This is a genomic window from Stenotrophomonas sp., from assembly GCF_032066555.1.
GTDB lineage: Bacteria > Pseudomonadota > Gammaproteobacteria > Xanthomonadales > Xanthomonadaceae > Stenotrophomonas.
Genome location: NZ_DAMBKV010000001.1, coordinates 288725 through 308578, shown reverse-complemented (window position 1 = coordinate 308578; position 19854 = coordinate 288725). Strand labels below are relative to the sequence as shown.

The 19854-nt window shown below is 65.7% G+C and carries 14 protein-coding genes and 2 tRNA genes; 4 read left to right on the top strand and 12 right to left on the bottom strand.

Translation table 11 applies throughout. The features are described 5' to 3' along the window. Nucleotides 1–48 precede the first annotated feature (48 nt). Entirely contained in the window at nucleotides 49–528 is a 480-nt protein-coding gene (gene tsaE, locus RT131_RS01400) for a tRNA (adenosine(37)-N6)-threonylcarbamoyltransferase complex ATPase subunit type 1 TsaE (protein WP_313169596.1), read from the bottom strand. Nucleotides 529–536: 8 nt separating this feature from the next. Next, nucleotides 537–2009 (bottom strand): NAD(P)H-hydrate dehydratase, encoded by a 1473-nt coding sequence (locus tag RT131_RS01395; protein ID WP_313169594.1) that lies wholly within the window; start codon nucleotides 2007–2009, stop codon nucleotides 537–539. Between the two features lie 23 nt (nucleotides 2010–2032). On the opposite strand from RT131_RS01395, the gene queG reads away from it, so the two are divergent. Together queG and xseA are read left to right on the top strand one after the other, a co-directional pair. After that, nucleotides 2033–3115 (top strand): tRNA epoxyqueuosine(34) reductase QueG, encoded by a 1083-nt coding sequence (gene queG, locus RT131_RS01390; RefSeq protein ID WP_313169592.1) that lies wholly within the window; start codon nucleotides 2033–2035, stop codon nucleotides 3113–3115. A gap of 108 nt (nucleotides 3116–3223) precedes the next feature. After that, entirely contained in the window at nucleotides 3224–4594 is a 1371-nt protein-coding gene (gene xseA / locus RT131_RS01385; protein ID WP_313169590.1) for an exodeoxyribonuclease VII large subunit, read from the top strand. Here the strand turns inward: xseA and RT131_RS01380 are convergent. The 3 genes from RT131_RS01380 to RT131_RS01370 all read right to left on the bottom strand — a co-directional run bounded on the left by RT131_RS01380 (nucleotide 4585) and on the right by RT131_RS01370 (nucleotide 8566). Next, nucleotides 4585–5799 carry an AcvB/VirJ family lysyl-phosphatidylglycerol hydrolase gene (locus RT131_RS01380; RefSeq protein ID WP_313169588.1) on the bottom strand — a complete coding sequence of 405 codons (1215 nt, stop codon included), beginning with the start codon at nucleotides 5797–5799 and terminating at the stop codon, nucleotides 4585–4587. The two genes, xseA and RT131_RS01380, sit on opposite strands and share 10 nt — an antisense overlap. Nucleotides 5800–5884: 85 nt before the next feature. Then, nucleotides 5885–6799 (bottom strand): M48 family metallopeptidase, encoded by a 915-nt coding sequence (locus tag RT131_RS01375; RefSeq protein ID WP_313169586.1) that lies wholly within the window; start codon nucleotides 6797–6799, stop codon nucleotides 5885–5887. 66 nt (nucleotides 6800–6865) lie between these two features. Continuing rightward, a complete protein-coding gene (locus RT131_RS01370) occupies nucleotides 6866–8566 on the bottom strand; it encodes an SUMF1/EgtB/PvdO family nonheme iron enzyme (protein ID WP_313170199.1) in 1701 nt (566 codons plus the stop codon). Between the two features lie 345 nt (nucleotides 8567–8911). Between RT131_RS01370 and rnd the strand changes: the two genes are divergently transcribed. Next, complete coding sequence (gene rnd, locus RT131_RS01365; RefSeq protein WP_313169584.1) at nucleotides 8912–9994, top strand: ribonuclease D; 1083 nt, start codon at nucleotides 8912–8914, stop codon at nucleotides 9992–9994. A 298-nt stretch (nucleotides 9995–10292) separates the two neighbouring features. Here the strand turns inward: rnd and RT131_RS01360 are convergent. From RT131_RS01360 to RT131_RS01330, 7 genes are all read right to left on the bottom strand, one after another. Then, nucleotides 10293–10368: transfer RNA gene (locus RT131_RS01360), tRNA-Phe, on the bottom strand. Nucleotides 10369–10618: 250 nt separating this feature from the next. Beyond that, nucleotides 10619–10694: transfer RNA gene (locus RT131_RS01355), tRNA-Ala, on the bottom strand. 204 nt (nucleotides 10695–10898) lie between these two features. Next, entirely contained in the window at nucleotides 10899–12266 is a 1368-nt protein-coding gene (locus RT131_RS01350; RefSeq protein WP_313169582.1) for an amidohydrolase, read from the bottom strand. Between the two features lie 92 nt (nucleotides 12267–12358). Next, complete coding sequence (locus tag RT131_RS01345; RefSeq protein WP_313169580.1) at nucleotides 12359–14188, bottom strand: amidohydrolase family protein; 1830 nt, start codon at nucleotides 14186–14188, stop codon at nucleotides 12359–12361. Then, nucleotides 14185–15189 (bottom strand): FecR domain-containing protein, encoded by a 1005-nt coding sequence (locus tag RT131_RS01340; protein WP_282266782.1) that lies wholly within the window; start codon nucleotides 15187–15189, stop codon nucleotides 14185–14187. The genes RT131_RS01345 and RT131_RS01340 overlap by 4 nt, the downstream gene beginning before the upstream one ends. Further along, nucleotides 15173–15760, bottom strand: a complete 588-nt coding sequence (locus RT131_RS01335) for an RNA polymerase sigma factor (RefSeq protein WP_313169579.1) — start codon at nucleotides 15758–15760, stop codon at nucleotides 15173–15175. Before RT131_RS01335 ends, RT131_RS01340 begins: the two co-directional genes overlap by 17 nt. Before the next feature lie 52 nt (nucleotides 15761–15812). After that, nucleotides 15813–19178 carry a TonB-dependent receptor gene (locus RT131_RS01330; protein ID WP_313169577.1) on the bottom strand — a complete coding sequence of 1122 codons (3366 nt, stop codon included), beginning with the start codon at nucleotides 19176–19178 and terminating at the stop codon, nucleotides 15813–15815. A gap of 186 nt (nucleotides 19179–19364) precedes the next feature. Between RT131_RS01330 and RT131_RS01325 the strand changes: the two genes are divergently transcribed. Then, complete coding sequence (locus RT131_RS01325; RefSeq protein WP_313169576.1) at nucleotides 19365–19841, top strand: LEA type 2 family protein; 477 nt, start codon at nucleotides 19365–19367, stop codon at nucleotides 19839–19841. Nucleotides 19842–19854: the final 13 nt, after the last annotated feature.

Below are 19854 nucleotides of genomic sequence, written 5' to 3'. Positions count from 1 at the left end.
CAACATTTTTTCCCTTAATAATCCGCAACCTGCCGTAACTTCCTGTAGTCACAGGGCAGAAAGCCCCTGCAAGTGGGGCGTTTTGCGCAACTGCTGCAGCCAGGCCTCCCCCACCGGACTCTGCGCCTGTAACCGCGCACGGCGACCATGGCCGTCGATCTCCAGCGCCACCAGCAGGTCCACCGGCGGCAGCCCACCCGCCCCCCGCTCGGGCCATTCGATCAGCCACAGGTCGGCACCGGCATCATCCAGACCGAGGAAATCCAGCTCGCCGGCATTGCCGATCCGGTACAGGTCCAGATGCCAGGCCTCGCCGCTGTCCAGTGGATAGCGTTCGATCAAGGTGTAGGTGGGGCTGCGGATCGGCCCCTGCACGCCCAGCGCGCGCAACAAAGCACGGGCAAGGGTGGATTTTCCGGCCCCCAGATCACCATGCAGATGAACCACCGCCTGCGCGGGCCGGGTCTGTGCCAAGGCCTGACCCAGCAGGTCGGTGCTCTCGGCTTGGGGCAATGACAATTCGATCATGGGAGACATTATGGATTGGCCAGCGCCCGCAGGTGCGGCAATAGATCGCGCGGCAACAGCCCGCGCTCACCTTCGGCGGCCGCTGCATCGCCGGCCAGGCTGTGCAGCAAGGCGCCAGTGCTGGCCGCATCAAACAGCGACAGGCCCTGCGCCACTACGGCGGCGATGGCGCCGGTCAGCAGATCACCCATGCCGCCGACCGCCATGCCCGGATTGCCCGCGGCAATCACCCGCGGCAGCTGCCCGGGCGCGGCGATCACCGTACCAGCGCCCTTGAGCACCACCACTGCTGCATAACGCGCTGCCAAGGCATGCGCTGCAGCAAAGCGATCTCGCTGGATGCTGGCAGTATCGGTGCCGAGCAGGCGCGCGGCCTCACCCGGATGCGGGGTGAGAATCGCCTGCGGCAGCGGCCGCGGATCGGCGGCCAGCAGATTCAAACCATCGGCATCCAGTACCAACGGCTTGCCGCTGGCCAGCACCGCCGACCACAAGGCATGCGCCCAATCATCCTGGCCCAGTCCCGGCCCCAGCGCGATGACGCGGGCGCGGGCAAGCAAGCCTGCGAAGTCCTCGGAACTGTCGACAGCGTGCACCATCGCTTCGGGACAGCGCGCCAACAACGGCGCCACATGCAGCGCGCGTGTCGCCACACTGCACAGACCGGCACCACCGCGCAGCGCAGCCTCGGCAGCAAGCATCACCGCGCCGCCGCTGCCGTGGTTGCCGCCAACGCACAGCACATGCCCGGATTCGCCTTTATGGGTATTGAGCCGACGTGGTGGCAGCATCCGCAGCAACTGCGGCCTGGCCCAGCGCAGCGCGCTCGCGCTGACACCCTCGAACGCGACCGCGGGAACCTCCAGATCAGCCAGCAAGCGCTGCCCGGCATGCTCCAACGCCGCGCCCGTGTGCAGGCCCTGATGTGGCACGATGAACTGCAATACCCGCGCTGCACGCACCGCGGCGCCCATTACGTTACCGCTGAGCGCATCAACGCCACTGGGCACATCCAGCGCGAATACCGGCGCCGGTGCAGCATTCATTTCTGCAATCAGGGCTGCATCATCGGTATCTGGCGCGCGGCTGAAGCCGATGCCATACAGCGCGTCGACGATCAGATCGGCTTGTTGCAGGCATTGCGACGCAATCTCAACGTGGCCGCCAACGGCCAGATAATCCGTGCAGGCGCGCTGCGCCAAGGCTGTGCGCGGCGACGCGTCCGGCAAATGCAGCACGCTGACGTCACGCCCGGACTGGCGGGCGTGGCGGGCCAGCACATAGCCGTCGCCACCATTGTTGCCGGGCCCGCACACCACCACGATGCGCCGCGCCTGCGGCCAATACTGCAGCGCGGTCTGCCAGGCAGCATGGCCGGCGCGCTGCATCAGCAGGTAAGCATCGCCACCCAGGGCAGCGGTCGCTTGCCCATCAATCTGGCGGGCAGCGGCGATATCGAACAATTCGACGGGCTCTGACATGCCGGCAATTCTATACTTGCGCCATGTCTGAAGCCGTTACCGCCGCAAACCCGGCGCAGTTGTCGCTGCGCATCCGCCAGCTTGCCCGTGAGGCGGGCTTCCAGCGCTGCGGGGTCAGCGGCATCGAGCTGGGCGAGGATGAAGCACACCTGGCCGACTGGCTGGGCAAGGGCCTGTACGGGACGATGGAATGGATGGCCCGCCACGGCACCTTGCGGGCGCGCCCACAGGAACTGCTGCCCGGGACGCTGCGGGTGATCTCGGTCGGCCTGGATTACGGCCACAAGGACGACGCCGAAGCCTGGGCAACCTTGAATGATGGCGAGCGCGCCTATGTGGCGCGCTACGCGCTGGGCCGCGATTACCACAAGCTGATGCGCAACCGCCTGCAGAAGCTGGCCGAGCGCATCGCAGGCGAGATCGGTCAGTTCGGCTACCGGGTCTTCGTCGACTCGGCGCCGGTGCTTGAGCGTGCACTGGCGCGCAATGCGGGGCTGGGCTGGATCGGCAAACACACCTGCCTGATCGATCGCAACGGCGGCTCGTGGTTTTTCCTGGGCGAGATCTACGTTGACCTGCCATTGCCGGTGGATGTGCCGGCCACCGCGCACTGCGGCAGTTGCACGCGCTGCATCGATGTCTGCCCCACTGCCGCCATCATCGCCCCGCATCGGCTGGATGCGCGGCGTTGCATCTCCTATCTGACCATCGAGCATGAAGGCGCGATTCCGCTGGAAATGCGCCCCCTGATGGGCAACCGCATCTATGGCTGCGATGACTGCCAGCTGGTTTGCCCGTGGAACAAGTTCGCCCGGCGCACCGACGAGCCGGACTTCCGCGCCCGCAACAACCTGGACACCGCCACCCTGCCCGAGCTGTTCGCCTGGGAAGAAGACGAGTTCCTGCGCCGCACCGAAGGCAGCCCGATCCGTCGCAGCGGCCACGAACGCTGGCTGCGCAACATCGCCGTGGCGCTGGGCAACGCCGCGCCCTCTCCCGCCGCAGAGCAAGCGCTGCAAAGCCGCCAGACGCATGCATCCGACGTGGTGCGCGAACATGTGCAGTGGGCCTTGCAGCGGCATGCCGACACCACGCAGAAGCCCTGACCCCGCTCCAACATCGCCGGCCAGCGCAATCGCTCCCGTAAGATAGGGACCGTCAGCTCGCCTGCGCCCCGGCGCGGACCGGCGCCCTATCGGCATAGCAGTTGAACCATGACCTCCAGCAACGACGTCCTCACCCCCAACCAGCTCAACACCCTGGCGCGCGATCTTCTGGAGAGCACGTTCCCGATGGTCTGGGTGGAAGGCGAGCTGGGCAGTGTCAGCCGGCCCGCCTCCGGGCACCTGTACTTCACCCTGAAAGACGCGCGCGCGCAGGTGCGTGCGGCGATGTTCAAACCCAAGAGCCAGTGGCTGAAGTTCCTCCCGCGCGAAGGCATGCGCGTGCTGGTGCGCGGTCGTTTGACGCTGTACGAAGCACGCGGCGACTACCAGCTGATCCTCGACCACATGGAAGAAGCCGGCGAAGGCGCGCTGCGCCGCGCCTACGACGAACTCAAGGCCCGGCTCGAAGCCGAAGGCCTGTTTGACCCGGCGCGCAAGCGTCCGCTGCCAGCGCACGTGCGCCGGCTGGCGGTGATCACCTCGCCCAGTGGCGCGGCGGTGCGCGACGTGCTGAGCGTGCTGGAGCGGCGTTTCCCGATGCTGGAAGTCGAGCTGCTGCCGTCGCTGGTACAGGGCGCCACCGCCGCTCCGCAGATCACCTCGCTGCTGCGCCAGGCCGATGCCAGTGGCCGCTACGACGTGATCCTGCTGACCCGCGGCGGTGGCTCACTGGAAGACCTGTGGGCCTTCAACGACGAACAGCTGGCGCGTGCGGTCGCCGCCAGCAACACGCCGGTGGTCTCGGCGGTAGGCCACGAAACCGACTTCAGCCTGAGCGACTTCGCCGCCGATCTGCGCGCACCGACGCCTTCCGTGGCCGCCGAGCTGCTGGTCCCGGACCAGCGCGATCTTGCGCTGCGGGTACGCCGCTTGGCGCAACGCCTGCAGCAGCTGCAGGTACACGCAATGAGCCAGGCCATGCAGCGCGCCGACCGTGCAGCCTTGCGGCTGCAGGCGCATAGCCCGCAGGCACGGCTGAACCTGCTCAAGCATCGCCAGGAAGCGGCCTTCCCACGCCTGCACGCCACCTGGCAGCAGCAACAGGAACGTCGCGCATCTCGACTCCGCCACGCTGCCACCGTGCTGCGCAGCACCCAGCCGCAGCGCCGCTTGAATGCATTGGCCGAGAAGCTGGCAACCCTGGCACCGCGCGCCCACGCGGCGATGGCGCGCCAGTTGCAGCGCGATGCATTGCGCCTGCGCGGCATCGCCCGCTCACTGGAAGCGGTGAGCCCCCTGGCTACCGTGGCGCGTGGTTATTCGATCCTGACCAGGCTTGAGGACGGTGCTCTGGTCCGCAGCGCCGGGCAGGTCAAGCCCGGCGAACAGCTGCGCGCCCGTCTGGCAGAAGGCGAGCTGCAATTGAGGGTTGAGCAGATCAGCGCAAAACCAGCACCCGGCGATTCCACTCAGGGCTGAGCCGGCGCCGCATCCCAACGATCGACAATGATCCGCGCGAGCTTGCCCGGATCACGATCGAAGTGATGCCCACCGGGGAGCTCAACCACCTGCATGTGCGCATCACCTCGCAGGTCGCGGCAAAGGCTGTCCTTCTCATCCACCCCGTAAACACACTGGTGCGCGACCGGCTGCAAGCCGGCCAACGCAGGCTGCACAGGCACTTCCTGGGCCCGGAACCAGCCCAGCCAGCCGCCTACCCGCACCTCGAAATCCGCACCGTGGGCAAGCCCCAACAAGGACACCAGCCGCACCGCGCGGCGTTGCTCCCCGCTGAGCAGCGGATAGGCAAAGGGCAGCACATCGGCGCCAAACGAATAGCCAACCAGCGCCACGTCGTCAGCCTGCCAACGCTGCCGATAAGTGCGCACCACATTGTCCAGATCGGCACCTGTCTGTGCAGCGGTACGTTTCTTCCAGAAGTAACGCAGGCTGTTCCAGCCGACCACGGAAATGCCGCGTTGGTTGAGTTCGTGCGCCAGCCCCTTGTCCAGGTCACGCCAGCCGCCGTCACCGGAAATCAACACCACCAGCCGCTTGCTGCCTGCAGCCGGCATCTCGACCAAGGACAGCGTCGCCACGCCCTGTACAGGTGCGGCGTTCAGCGCCGCCGATACCGCCGCCAACAACGCATCCTCCGGCAAGGACTTGACCTGCACAGCTACCGTTCCGCCAACGCAGCTGGCATTGCTTAATGCTGCGCCGTCCGCGGTAACCAAGGCCGCGGCAAACTCGCCAGGTGCGGCACCGGCCGCGCTGTCGCGCACCAAACCGGCACTGCTGCCCTGGCCGACCAGCACCGGCAGGTAGAACTGCCCGGCACGCTCGCGCTTGAGCAGCTTCTGGGCAAGCAACGCCGCATCATCGGCCATCGCCCGGCAGCTGCCATTGCCCTTCTGCAGCCGCTGTCGATAACGCGCTGCGTCCACCACCGACACCCATGCGCCTGCGTGTGCCAGCCGCCCGGCAAACTGCCTGCGCTGCGTCCGCGACAAGGCAGGGTCGGCAAAGTAGATCACCAGGCCTCGTGCCGCGACCGGCGGCTCCACCACCTGCACGCGGCCGTAGCGGCCTGCGGACAGCTGTCCGGCATGTGCCGCCCAGCCCCAGCCGACCGCCACCATGATCAACAGCACGCCCAACACCGGCAACGCTCCACGTCGCATCCGCAACCTCTGGCCACACAGCAGGAACGCCGGCGAGCATCCACCGGCGTTCGTTACGTGCTTGTGCAGTACGTCGCGGCCGGTGCTAGCGGGCGGCTGCGCCGGCCGTGCAGTAGCGCTGCCGGTACTCCAGTGCCTTGGGCATCAGCGCCTGCAGATTCTGGATGCGGGTGCCCGGATTGGGGTGCGTGGAAGAGAACTCCGGTGGTGCCTGGCCACCGCTGGCCTGGCTCATGCGCTGCCACAGCGGCACCGCTTCTTCGGGATTGAAGCAAGCCGCGGCTGCCAGCATCAGTCCAACCTCATCGGCCTGGGTTTCGTGCGAGCGAGCATACGGCAGCAGATAGCCATAACCCATCGCCGACATCATCATCTGTTGCTGCTGGACATCCATGCCACTGGCAGCACCAGCCATCTGCCCGATCTGGGTCAGCTTCTGCTGGGCCATGCGTTGGGCACCATGCCGCAACAAGGCATGGGCAATTTCGTGCCCCATCACCACCGCCAGCGCATCGGCATTCTGCGCGACCGGAATCAAACCGGTATACACCGCCATCTTGCCACCGGGCAGGCAGAACGCATTGGCCTCATCGGACTGCAGCACGTTCACGTCCCACTCGAAATCCTTGGCGAAGTGCTGTGGCTGCAGGCCATGCTCCTGCGCCAAGGAGGTCTCCACCACGTCGACCTTGGCGATCAGGCGGCTGGCGATCTCGCGCACCTGGCGGGCGATCTGCGAGTTCGGATCGACCGGCCGCTCCTGCGCCAGGATCTCCTGGTAGGCCTGCAGGCCCATCGCCTTCTCTTCATTGGCATCCAGCGAACTGTCGATCAGCACCTTCTCGCCGGTATACGGGTCCACCGAGCGATTGCCAAAGTAGTAGCAGCCCCCATAGACCGCAAAGCCCAGCAGGATCACCCAGCGGATATTGCCGAACAGACCACCGCCACGCCGGCGCTGCCCGCCATTGCCTTGGTTACCGAAAGGATCTTGTCGCATGGTTGGATTCCGTCTGGGCCGGGCTGGCCTTGGCCGATGGTACCGCTAGCGTACGCCGCGGCAAGGTCAAATTCCGCGTACCAGGCGGAAGCCGATACGCGCCGAGGTGACGTCCGAGTCCTGTGACTGCCGCCACGCCGCACGGGTCTGCTCCGGCGCATTGGCCCAGTTGCCGCCACGGATCACCCGTTGTCGGCACCCCGGATTGAACCAGGCCGCGCCATCGGCTGGTGCACGCCGGTAGCTGGCGTGCCAGCAATCGGCCACCCACTCGCTGACATTGCCGCTGATGTCATGCAGGCCCCAGGCATTGGCACGGAACATGGCGACCGGCGCCGTGCCCCAGAAACCATCGCCGTAGCCGATGAAGGCATTGTTCCAGTGCCGGCCGCTGGGTGACACGTCCAGACTGCCGGTGAAGTTGCCGCTGTTCTCCGGTGGCGTCATCGACCGCCCCCACGGATAGCGACCTTCGCTGCCAGCACGCAACGCGTATTCGAACTCCGACTCGCTGGGCAGCCGGTAGTAACGCCCGGTCTGCTCGGACAACCAGGCCGCATAGGCTTCGGCATCACGCACACTGACATGCATCACCGGGCTGTTGGGCGCGGCCTTGACGCCGTTGTAGTCGGACTGCCAATCCACCCCGCTGCGGCGGATAAAATTGCCGCTGCGCTCGTCATAGACGATGGAATGACCGCGGCGGGTGGCTCGCGGGCGCGCCTTGGCCGCTTCCACGAAACGGCGGAACTCGGCCACGGTGACCTCGGTGATCGACATCGCAAAGCCACGCTCGAAACGCACCAGATGCTGCGGACGCTCGGCATCGCTGCTGCCGATCTCGCCCTCAGCCGCACCCATCTGGAAGCTGCCATACGGCACCACCACCATCTGCGGCCCGCGGCTGCCATCGCTCAGGGCATCACTGAACACCTGCCCGGGACGGAAGCTGCCGTAATGGGTGACCAGCTCGATACGCTCGCGCAGCAAGGCCACGGTGCGATCCCCGGGCAATGCGATCCGCTCGGCCTGTGCCAGTTTCAGGCGTGCATCCTTCAAGCCCTTGGACGAGACCAGGTCACGCAGGCCACCTTCGCGCAGGGCATCGAGCTGGGCGGTGCGAATGCCCTCGATACGCGTACGGGCATCTTTCAGCGTCACCGCCTCGCCGCGGATGGTGGTGGCCTTGTCCAGCCATCGCGCTGCGGCGGCGAAGTCCGAATCCACTGCCGCGGCGCGCTCGGCGCGACGGATCAAGCCGCTCTCGACCGCCGCCAGCCCCTGCCGGGCACGACTGTTGAGCGGGTCGGCAGCCAGTACTTCACGGAACGCCGCCTGTGCACCACCGCCGTCCTCACCAAACTGGTGCTGGCGCAGCGCCTGCTCCCCTGCGCGGTTGAGCGCCAACAGACGCCGGGCAACCGCGATAAGTTGCTGCAAGGCCTGTTCGGCCTTCCCTTCCGGCGCCAATGCCACCGCCACCCCGGCGATTTCGGCAGCCTGCGCCAGTGCCTGTCGCTGGTTCTCCGGTTGCGCCATCAGGGCCGTGGCCTGTGCCCGCAGACGCTGCCGGGCCTTCTCCAGGCCGCGCTGGGCGCCGCGGTCCTGCGGCTGCTCGGCCAGGATCGCCAGATACAGCGGGATGGCATCCTGCGCATCGCGGTACAGCCGGTCCTCGGCCAGCGCCTTGTCGGCCGCCTTGCGTGCTTCGGCCAACTGCCCGGGCTGCAGGCTCACCTCCGGCGCGTTCCACACCGGCAGCGCGATGCTCTCCACCTGCGGAGCAGGATCCGGCGTCGCTGCCCCCACCTCCGCCTTGGCGGCAGCGGCAGCTGCCGCTTCGGCCTTGGCTTCGGCACGCGCTTCGGCACGGGCTCCCAGCCGCTCGACCAGACCCGGGCTCTTTGAAGGTTCGGCATTGGGCGCAGCCGGAGGCGGTTGCGGCGCGCCGCCGCCACAGCCCGCCAGCGCCAACAACAGCACCGTCAAACCCAACAATTGGCCGGTTCTACCCAAAAACGCCTCCATTACCTTGCACACTTTCCCGGGAGCGGCCCGACGTTAGGCTATTCTCGCCTGCCTGAGCAAACCCTGCAGTTGACGGAACCCCACGTGGCTTACTGGATCAAACACCCGGCGGAGTTGGAAGAACGCTACCGCCAGCACCCGAACCGGATCGGGCTGGACACCGAGTTCATCCGCGAACGTACCTATTGGCCGCAGCTGGCCCTGGTACAGATGGCGGTCGGCGATGAAATCCTGCTGATCGACCCGCTGATACCGGGCATGTGCGAGGCCTTGAAGCCCTGGCTGACCGACGCCTCGATCACCAAGGTCATGCACAGCGCCAGCGAGGACCTGGTCGCCTTCAAGTGTGCCTGCGACGCACTGCCACGCCCACTGTTCGATACCCAGATCGGTGCCGCACTGGCCGGCATCGGCGGCGGCATGGGCTACCAGAAGCTGGTCGCCGAGGTTACCGGCGTCACCCTGCCCAAGGGCGAGACCCGCTCGGACTGGCTCAAGCGCCCGCTCAGCGACGCGCAGCTGGAATACGCCGCCGACGACGTCGAATATCTGTTCGCCCTGCACGACACCATCAGCGCCAAGCTGCAGGCCTCAGGCCGCACGCAGTGGCTGCAGGATGACGGCGAGCGTCTGCTGGCCAGCGTCGAAGGCGATGAAGGCGAGCATTGGCCACACCTGTCGATGCGCTCCTCGCAGGCACTGGAGCGCGATGCGCAGCTGCGGCTGCTGCGGCTGCTGCGCTGGCGTGACCAGCAGGCACGCAGCAGTGACAAGCCACGCAGCTGGATTCTGGACAACGAACTGGCCAACCTGCTGGCACGCAACCCACCAGCCGACTACGACGCCATGCTGAAAATTTTCGGCCGCTTCCCCAAGGCCCCGCGCAAGCTGGCCCAGCAGGTATGGGAAGCACTGAACACCCCGCTTGCCGACGAAGCCGATGCACCGATGGCACTGCAGGCCACCGACAGCAACAAGAGCGCGCTCAAGCGCCTGCAGGACGCCGTCAGCAAGCGCACAGCGGAACTGGAACTGCCGGAAGGCCTGCTGGCCTCACGCAAGCACCTGGAAGCACTGCTGGAAAGCGGCAACTGGCCGACCGCCCTGGCCGGCTGGCGCCGCGAACAGCTGGAGCCCGTACTGCGCCCATTGCTGCCAAGCAACTGAGCACCCAAGCCCCGACCAGGTCGGGGCCCGCAGCAAATGCAAAATGTAGTGCCGAGCCATGCTCGGCAAGAACCACCAAAGAACCCGCAGAACCGCTCCTGCAGGAGCGGAAAAGCCGCGAAGCAAACGATCCATCAGATCGCAGGCCAGCAAGGCGGTTTCGCCACCGCCAGCTTCGCGGCTAACGCCGCTCCTACAAACCGCAAACGCAAAGCACCAAGACAATCGCAACCGGCACAAATCCGCCGAAAACAAACAACAAAAAAGGGCTCGCATTTCTGCGAGCCCTTGAAATTTTTGGTGGCCGAGGACGGAATCGAACCGCCGACACGGGGATTTTCAATCCCCTGCTCTACCAACTGAGCTACTCGGCCACTTTGTTTTGTTTTCGTCGGCGTTGCTGCCGTCGAGGAGGCGTATATTACGGAGCTATTCCGGTTTCGGCAAGCCAATTTCACAAAAATTTTCACATCCGCCGAAAATTCCTCGAAATGCCTTGTGTAGCGCGGCTTCACACGCAGAAGCCGCGCCGCCACATGGCGAAAAATTCGCCAAACCACCTATTCCCAGCGCAAAAACGCAAAAAAGCCGCATCATCCAATGCGGCTTCTTTGCTTGAAGACTTGGTGGAGCGGAGGAGGATCGAACTCCCGACCTTCGCATTGCGAACGCGACGCTCTCCCAGCTGAGCTACCGCCCCACACGGTGAACCGAGCATAGCGCTGTTGCCCGCGTCACGCAAAACGCCACGGCCTGGATCGAACACGAGCGGCGACCCGATGGAGGGGATCGGGCCGCCCGAGGGCGCGATGGGCTACCCAGCAACATCACTCCGGAAGCAACAGTGCCCACGCCGCAGTGAAGCCCGCGTAGAACCCAGATTGCAATCGCGCGATAGCGTGCCTCAGTCCCTGGTCTTGCGCCGGTAGTCCAGCGGCGGCGCATCCCGCTGCAGCAGCGGCACATAGCGGAAGCCTGCGCCGCGGCGCTCGTCGAACTCCTGCTTGGCCTTGGCTACCAACTCCGGCGACTGCAGCAGCTGCACGCCGGCCAGGGCCATTATCTTGGCCGCATTCAATGCGCCTTTGGCGCCGATCGACATGCCCGATGCCGCTACTGCCTGCCAGCTGTGCGCCGGGGTTCCGGGCACCCAGGTGGCTGTGCTGACGCCAACGGTGGGGACGTTCCAGCTGACGTCGCCAACATCGGTGGATGCGCCGCCCGCCTGGTCTGCCCGGTAGGGCTGCAGCTGTGTTGCCGCCTGCAGGTCCGGGCGCTTTTCCAGGCTCTCCTGCAGCTTCTTCGCGAATGCCTGCTCGGCCGGGTCGTACTGCACGCCGCCAACCTGCTGCAGTGCTGCCTGCATCACCTGCCCAAGCGTGTCATTGGGCAGCAGCGAGTACACGCCACCGGTCGGTTCGAATTCGACCGTGGTACCCGTCCCCATTGCTGCGCCTTCGGCTGCCTTCTGCAGGCGCTCGATGATGTCGCGTACGACTGCCGGGTCGGTGTGGCGAACGTAGTAGTAGGCCTCAGCGGCATCCGGCACCACGTTGGGGGCGGCGCCACCGTTGCTGATCACGTAATGGATGCGGGTGCCATCGGGCACGTGCTCGCGCATCAGGTTGGCCATGTAATTGAAGGCTTCCACGCCGTCCAGCGCGGAGCGGCCGCGCTCGGGGGCAATGGCGGCGTGGGCGGCGCGCCCATGGAAGCGGAACTTGCCGCTGATGTTGGCCAGTGTCGTGCCTTGCGCAGCGGAGTTCTCGGCGGACGGATGCCAATGCAGCACCACATCCACATCATCGAACAGCCCCGCCTTGGTCATGTATACCTTGCCGGAGCCGCCCTCCTCCGCCGGCGTTCCGTACAGCCGCACTTCGCCGGGCGTACCGGTCTGCTGCATCCACTGCGCCAAGGCGCGGGCTGCGCCCACCGACGCCGCACCAAACAGATTGTGGCCACAAGCCTGACCCGCGTCCTGGCCGGCGATGACGCCGCGCACCGGCGTCGCCGCCTGGGCCATGCCGGGCAGCGCATCCATTTCTGCCAGCAGCCCGATCACCGGACCCTTGCTGCCATTGCGGAAGCTGGCGACGAAGGCCGTCGGCATGCCTGCGATATTGGCCTGGATATGGAAGCCCGCCTGCTGTAGTTCCTTCTGCAGCAAGGCCGAGGATGCATGTTCCAGATAGCCGAGCTCAGGCTGCTGCCACAACTGCTGCCCAACCTCAGCCTGCCGCTGCGCATAGCTGTCCAACGTACTGATCACGTCCGCGGCAAGTGTGGTTCCTGCAAGAGGAAGCAACGCTGCCAGCAGAGCGGCACGCAGATAACGAGTCTCCATCCAGCCAGCCTCACGCATCAATAGAAACTGACGTTGTCGATCTCGAACCACAGCTTGCTGCCGGGTTCGCCGCTGCCGGAGACAACCAGTTGCTGCAGGTCATCGCCCTTCCACACCGCCACGGGTGCCTTGGCGCGATACGGGGGCTGGCCCTGCAGTGCGGTGAACGGAATCTCCACCGTCTGCCATTGCGCCCCGGCCTGCAGTGGCGCAATGAAACGACGGTTGCCCAAGGCCCGCACTTCCAGTCGCAATTCCGGTGCGCTGCCGCGCAGCTCCAAGCGGATGCCGCGATAGGCACGCGCATCCACCGGCGCCACCGAACCACGGCTCAGCGGCAGGATGGCCGCAGCAAAAGCAGTGTCCTTGCTGGACAGCTTGGCCTGGGTCGCCAGTGCGTTGCCGCCGGTTTCGCGTGCGACGATCTCGGTGACCTGCGCGGTGCGGTCATTGCCACCGTCGGCCTCGTCCACGCGCAGCGTGTCCAGGGCGGTACGGCCATCGCTGCGCTCGAAGTCATCAACCAGTGACTGCACCGGCTGCGCTGGCAAGGCCAAGGCCTTGTTGCCGACCGGCAACAACGCGCCCTTGCCTTGCACCTGGCGACCAGCCACGTATACCTGCTGCGTATTGCGAACGTCGCCGATGCGCTCCCACGGGCGACCGCTTACCAGCAACAGATCCGCACGCTTGCCGACCTCGATGCTGCCGCGGTCATTCACGCCCAGCGCCTTGGCGCTGGCCGACGTACCAGCCAACAGCGCCTCGCTCGGGGTCAACCCGGCCTGCACCAGCAGCTCCAGTTCGCGCAAGGTCGAGGTACCGTGTGGGGTACCGGTCATGCCTGCATCGGTGCCCACCACTACCGGGATACCGGCATCGTGCAGCGTCTTGACGTTGTGCAAGGCGTTGGCGAAGTTCTGCTCGCGCTGAGCCAGCACATCCGGCTTGCCGTTGTTACGTCCGCTGCCATCGACGCGTTCGGGCAGATACACCGCCAGCGAAGGTGCATAGACGGTACCGTGCTCGCGCATCAATGCGATCAACTCATCGTCAACCGCACCGTCCTGCACGCTGTGTGCGATCACGTCCACGCCTGCACGTGCGGCGGCCTTGCCGCGCTTGACCATCACGGTATGGGTGAACACCTTGAGGCCGTTCTTGTGTGCCTCGTCGACCAGCGCGGTGAGGGTTTCCTCGTCCATGCTGCTGTTGTCGGCGGCATTGGAATAGCGCCAGCCATCGGTGAAGGCCTTGATGAAATCCGGCTTGTAGGCAGCCACCGCACGCACGCCTGCACGCGCGGCCTCGGGTGAGTTCACCCAGCGGGTGGTGTTCTCGTCACCCCAATCCGCGCCATGGCCGAGCGGCGTGCTCATGCGCGCGGCGAACTTGACGTCGGGTGCGGCAATCGAGGCCAGCCATGCACGGCGCGGCGCATAGGCTTCTGGTGGCTCGTGGAAATCGCTGACTGTGGTGACGCCGGCCGCCATGTAAAGGTTCGCTACCTGCGGCAATTCCGACGGCGTGGCGTTCGGCGTCCAGTGCGTGTGCAGATCGAACAGACCCGGCAGCAACGCCTGGCCCCCTGCATTGACCACGCGTGCGCCCTTGGGGGCTGCCAGCTCGGCGCCGATGGCAGCAATGCGACCGTCCTCGACCAGCACGCTGGCCGCATAGGGAGCGCGGCCGGTGCCATCGAACACCATGGCGTCGCGAATCAACACAGCCTTGTCGCCAGCAGTAGCGGCCACACTGACCTGCCCCGCTCCCAGTAATGCCGCAGTGAGCACCGCCAAGGCGAAACCACGCTTGCTGTTGTAATGCATGTCTTTATCCGGATTCATTGCATGGACCGCGCCGCCTGCGGCGCGGCATCAGGGGAGCTCAGCCGCACCACGTCTCCGCGCTGCTGCACCACCAGGCCAAGGCTCAAGGCGACGCTGTTGGCGAAACCGCGCGGGTCACTGGCCGAATACAGGCCAACGATGCGGCGGCTGCCCACCAGCGGGTCATCGATGACAATGCGGGTATCGCTATAGCGCAGGAACTGCGCTGCCGCCACCGACAAGGTGTCGCCGTTGAACGACAACATGCCTTCACGCCAGGCCAGTTGCTGGTCCACGTCATCCGTGGGCACCGCCTCGATGCGGATGCCGTGGCTGCGGTTGGCCAGCGCGCGGTAGTTGGCCACCAGCCGCGCAGGGGCGACCGCGCCCTGGGTATCGGTCACATCGACGATTCCTTCGCGCACCAGCACTTCCACGCCGCCGCTGCGGCGCTCGGTGAGGCTGACCGCGAAACTGGTGCCTACCGCGGTGACATCGGTTTCCTCCGCGCGCACCACGAACGGGCGTTGAGGATTCTTGGCTACGTCGAACAAGGCTTCGCCCTGCAGCAGGTGGATATCACGGCGGGTAGCGCTGAACTGCACCCGCACCTGCGAGTCCGAATCCAGTGTGATCGCCGAGCCGTCCTGCAGCGGCACGCGCAGGATCTCGCCCTTGCGGGTGGCGAAGTACTCGGCCCCATCGTCCTGGCGTTGCACGCCGATGGCGAGCACGCCAACCACGGCGGCCAGACCCATTGCCCAGCGCAGTACGCGCCGCGCCCGTCGTGGCGCGCGTGCGGTGAATGCACGGTCCATTTCGCCGGCCGACAGCGCGCGTGCGCGGTCGGTACGTGCCAGCACTGCATGGGCGCGGGCATAAGCGCCAAAGTGGCGCGTATCGGCTTCCAGCCAGGCATCACGTTGCGCACGTTCCTCCACCGTGAGTTGCGCGCGGTCTTCGCGCGCCACCCAACTGGCGGCTACATCATCAATACTCGCATCAGCGCCGACGCGCATGCCTTGCTCCTTCCGCGGCGAACCGCTCACTACTCTTCTGCATTACGTCGTCATCACGCTTCATCGAATCCATCAATACCCGGATTCCCTTGCAGATGTGTTTCTCCACGGTGTTCTCGCTGATCTGCATGCGTTCGGCGATCTCGCGCTGCGAGTAGCCTTCCACACGCCGCAGCACGAAGGCCTGCCGACACTTGTCCGGCAGGCTTTCGATCAAGGCGCCGATGCGCGCCAGCTCCTGTCGTGACGACGCCATCCGTTCCGGGCTGACTTCGTCGCCAACAATCGCAACGCGGTCGATCTCGGCCAGCGCCTCGATCGACACCACCTGCGCGCGCCGCAACTGCTGCAGCACCACCGAGTGGGCGACCGAGTACACATAGGCCTTGGGCTGCAGGATGTGCGATACATCCGCCATGCCGGCGAGGATGGCGTAGGTCTCCTGGATCACGTCATCCACGTCCTGGCGCAGCGACAGCCGCCGCCGCAGCCAGTCCCGCAGCGCGGGCTCGCAAGGCAATATGTGCTCGGCCAACCAGCCGGCACGCTCCCGCGCAAGCGCCGCGTTCATCGCGGCACCTGCCCGGCTCCCGCCACATGGCGGAATGGAACGTTTTTCTGCATCAGAACGCCTTGCTCACGTTGACGTACCAGTAACGCGGATTGGCCTGGTAGACACCCGACGGGTAACCGAACACATCGTCGGAGATCGGTGGGCGCTTGTTGGCGATATTGTTGGCACCGACCTTGACTGCCACGTTGTTGAGCCAGCCTTCGCGTGCGAAGTCATACTTGACGAAGGCATTGGCCAGCGTCTGCGACTTCACCGTCCACGGCGTCCCATCGGCCAGGGTCAGGCCGTTCTCGACGTAGGAGCTCGCATAACGCGCGCTCGCGCCCACCGACAGTTGCTGGTAGCGCCAGGTCAGCGTGCCGGACCACTTCCACTCCGGGTTGCCGCCATTGCCGATCAGGTCACCGCCACCGGTGATGCGGATCGACGGATCCACCAGCCCTGCGGACTTGGCATCTTCCAGCGCCTGCAGTGCCGGCGAACGCTGGCGGTAGAACTCGATCAGGTGGGTACCAGTGACCGACACGTCGAAGCGACCGATCGCGGTTTCCGGCGAGTTCCAGCTGAAGTTGTAGTCCACGCCGCGCAGGGTCTGCGGCTCCAGGTTGACGTACTGGTCGGTGACGTACAGCACCTTGCCGGCAGCATCCAGACCTGTGCCGGCGAAGCGGGCGATGTCGTCAGCGGTCGCATCTGCACGCACCACCGCCGAGTTGCTACCGCCCTGCTGACGCAGCATGTAATCCAGGATCAGCGCATTGCCTTCACCGAACAGGCCGATGATGCCTTCCTGTTCGTACTTGTAGTAGTCAACGGCGAAGGTGAAGCGGCCGTAGTTCTCCGGGATGAAGCGCGGCTGGAAGACCAGGCCGGCGCTGGTATTGGTCGAGGTTTCCGGCTTCAGGTCCGGATTGCCCGAGCGACGCGCGGTGGTGGAGTAGCTGTAGCCGCCGCAGTTGGCGAACGCCGGCTGTGCACCGCTGCGCTTGTCCGCCTCGCACTGGATGTAATCGGTGCGGGTGTTGGAACGGCTCACCACCGTGGCGTTGATCTGCTCCAGGTTGGGCGCACGGAAGCCCTTGGCCCAGGACGAACGCAGGGTCAGGCCATCAAACACCTGCCAACCCAGCGCCAGCTTCGGCTTGGCGACATTGCCGAAGTCGTTGTAGCGCTCGGCGCGGCCGGCCACCTGCAGGTCCAGCGAGCGCACCAGCGGGATGTTCATTTCCGGCGACACCAGCGGTACCGAGAACTCGGCGAACAGACCGGCGACGGTGCGCGAGCCATAGGTGTCCGGGGTCGGGCTGACGCCGTACATGTCGCTGGGATAGGCAACGCCGGTGATCGCATCGGTAAAGGTCACCGAACCATCGACGCGTGCATCACGATCATCGCGCTGGGTTTCGTGGCGCACTTCCAGACCCGCGGCCATGCCGACATCGCCGGCCCAGGTCTTGAACAGGTCCGCGCGCGAGGCCTTGAAGTCCCACAGGAACAGCTCGGTCTTGCTCTGGCGCTGTGCCTTGTAGAAGAACTGGTCCAGCTTGTCCCAATCATTGCAGCCACCGCAGAACGGGTTGTAGGCCGAGGCGGTGGGATTGGCCAGGGCCTGCTGGAACAACGACATGCTCACTGCATCCTGCGTGTCCTTGACCCTGGCCGCCGAGTACAGCGCGGCGCTTTCCCAGTCGAAGCCGTAGTGGAAGCCACGCAGCCCGGCCAAGGCGCGCACCTGGGTATTGTTGACCTCAATGCGGGTCGGCCGCTCGAAGCGGTAGCTGGTGATGGTCACCGGCACGCCGTTGGCGCCGATGTTCAATCCCTGCAGGCGGTTCGGGTTGAGCGAGCCATCGGGCAGGTACATCGCGCCGAACGGGTTCCAGTAGTTGCTGGCTGCCACCGTCATCGGCAAGGCGGTGATGGTGTTGACGCCGTTCTGCAGGCTGTAGGCGCGCGAGTTATAGACGCCGGCTTCGCTGAAGAACGACAGGCCGTTGTCGAAATCATGCTTGCCGGTGACGAACAGATTCAAACGACGCACGTCCGGGCTGATCGACAACGGATACTGACCCTGCTGGTTGTCGCGCAGGTTGGCGTCGGCACCGGAAGTCGCCTTGCTGCCGGACTGCACGCACAGGCCATCGGCGATGGTTGCCGCGCAACCGCTGTTGCTGGTGGGCTGCACATGGAAGGCACCGGCGGTGGTGGTCAACCAGGTGCCGTTCTTGGACACGCGCGGGCCAACCACGGTGAAGTTGCCCCACGGGCTGTTGGTGTTGCGATTGTCGGTGCCGGCCAGGCCTTCAAACGGCGTGCCGAGGAAATCGGCCGCACGGTTGCCGTTCTTGGTCCAGTCCTGGTCCAGCGAGTTCAAGCCGGTGGTGTTGTAGTAATTGAAGGCGATGGTGATGTTGGAGCGCAGGTCATCGGAGTTCTTGCCCCACATGCCGTTGACGCCGATATCGCGCAGGTCGGTGCCTTCACCGAAGCCCTTCTGCACGCTGATGGTGCCGCCGTCCATGTCGTCGCGCAGTACGTTGTTTACCACGCCGGCCACCGCATCGGTGCCGTAGATGGCGGCCGCGCCGTCCAGCAGCACTTCAACACGGCGCAGGTTGGACACCGGCACCGCATTGGCGTTGTAGGTCAGCACCGGCACCAGGTTGCCATCGGCCTGGCTGGTGGGATGGACAACGGTGCGGCGGCCGTTGATCAGCAGCAGGGTGTTGCCCACGCCAAGGCCGCGCAGGTTGACCGAGGCGATGTCGCCGCGCGCGTAGTTGGAACTGTTGCCGCCATTGGTGCCACTGAACGAGACATCGCCCATCTGCGGGATGGAACGGTACAGCTCGTCGCCGGATACGGCGCCGGTGGCCTCGATCTGCTCAGCCTGCAAGGTCGCCACCGGCAGGATCGCGGCGGTCTTGGCGCCCTTGATCTGGCTGCCGACCACGGTGATCTGGTCCAGCGTGCTGACGCTGGGGCTGGCCGCTGCCGGCATGGGCTCGGCAACCTCCTGCGGCGCAGCCGGAGCTGCGGCCTGCCCGGCGGCCAGGCCACCCAACCCACCGAGCGAAGCCAGCATCGGCGTTGCCGCGCGCAGGGTGATGGTGCGGCCGTCGTCCGAGGCCACGCTCAGGCCGGTGCCGGTGAGCAGGCGGGCCAGCGCCTGGCGCGGCTCCATCTGCCCTTTCAACTCGGCGACCTCGATGCGCTGGGCGCCACCTGAATGCGCCGGGGCGATGATCTGCACGCCGGCCTGGCGGGCAAATTCAGGCAATACATCCTCGATGTTGCCTGCTTGAAGGTCGAACTGCGGCGGCGCTGCCAGCGCCGGAACGGAGGCGCACAGCGCCACAACTGCCAGACCGCCGCGGATAGCGCTTGCAAGCGGCAACAACTTGAATGAACGCATTGATGAATCCCCAGAAAATGACGCGAATGACGGCAACCTCTGCCCCCTTGCATCACTTGATGCATGACCGCGCCGGTTCCGCCATTCCATCGTCATAGTGGCTGATCTTGCAGACCTGTACCCAACAGGCCGCCATACGCCGTAGTATTCTTGGGAGATAAGCTCAGGACCCGAGGACCACGCCCCATGCGTTTTCGCCCCCAGTACGCCCTGATGGCCGTACTCGCACTTGTACTTACCGCCTGCGGCAATGGCCCGGTGAAGCGCGTTTCTGAACCTGCCGCCAGCATCCAGCAGCTGAGCGTCGGCAATGACGGCAACTGGGAAGTGGAACTGCGCCTGCGCAACTACAGCTCCATGCCGATGCGCTTTGACAACGTGTCGCTGGCGGTGAAGGTTGGCGATGAAGCCGCCGGCACGCTCAGCGCCAGCCCGGCGCTGTCGATCGGCCCGGAATCGGCCGACGTCATCAAGGTCCACCTGCAGCCCTCGTCTTCGGCACGCATCGTCGTGGCCGATGCCCTAGCCGGTGGCCGCTCGCTGTTCTACGAACTGGAAGGCAGCGTCAGCGCCACCCCGGAAGAAAAGAAGCAACGCAGTTTCGACATCAAATCGCGCAACAGCCTCAACCAGGCCCCGGGCCTGCCCGGCGTGCTGCGCTGATCCCCCACCCGTT

Coding starts and splice junctions, on each gene's coding strand:
- tsaE (WP_313169596.1), bottom strand. CDS start 528: ATGATCGAATTGTCATTGCCCCAAGCCGAGAGCACCGACCTGCTGGGT.
- RT131_RS01395 (WP_313169594.1), bottom strand. CDS start 2,009: ATGTCAGAGCCCGTCGAATTGTTCGATATCGCCGCTGCCCGCCAGATT.
- queG (WP_313169592.1), top strand. CDS start 2,033: ATGTCTGAAGCCGTTACCGCCGCAAACCCGGCGCAGTTGTCGCTGCGC.
- xseA (WP_313169590.1), top strand. CDS start 3,224: ATGACCTCCAGCAACGACGTCCTCACCCCCAACCAGCTCAACACCCTG.
- RT131_RS01380 (WP_313169588.1), bottom strand. CDS start 5,799: ATGCGACGTGGAGCGTTGCCGGTGTTGGGCGTGCTGTTGATCATGGTG.
- RT131_RS01375 (WP_313169586.1), bottom strand. CDS start 6,799: ATGCGACAAGATCCTTTCGGTAACCAAGGCAATGGCGGGCAGCGCCGG.
- RT131_RS01345 (WP_313169580.1), bottom strand. CDS start 14,188: ATGAATCCGGATAAAGACATGCATTACAACAGCAAGCGTGGTTTCGCC.
- RT131_RS01340 (WP_282266782.1), bottom strand. CDS start 15,189: ATGCGCGTCGGCGCTGATGCGAGTATTGATGATGTAGCCGCCAGTTGG.
- RT131_RS01335 (WP_313169579.1), bottom strand. CDS start 15,760: ATGAACGCGGCGCTTGCGCGGGAGCGTGCCGGCTGGTTGGCCGAGCAC.
- RT131_RS01330 (WP_313169577.1), bottom strand. CDS start 19,178: ATGCGTTCATTCAAGTTGTTGCCGCTTGCAAGCGCTATCCGCGGCGGT.
- RT131_RS01325 (WP_313169576.1), top strand. CDS start 19,365: ATGCGTTTTCGCCCCCAGTACGCCCTGATGGCCGTACTCGCACTTGTA.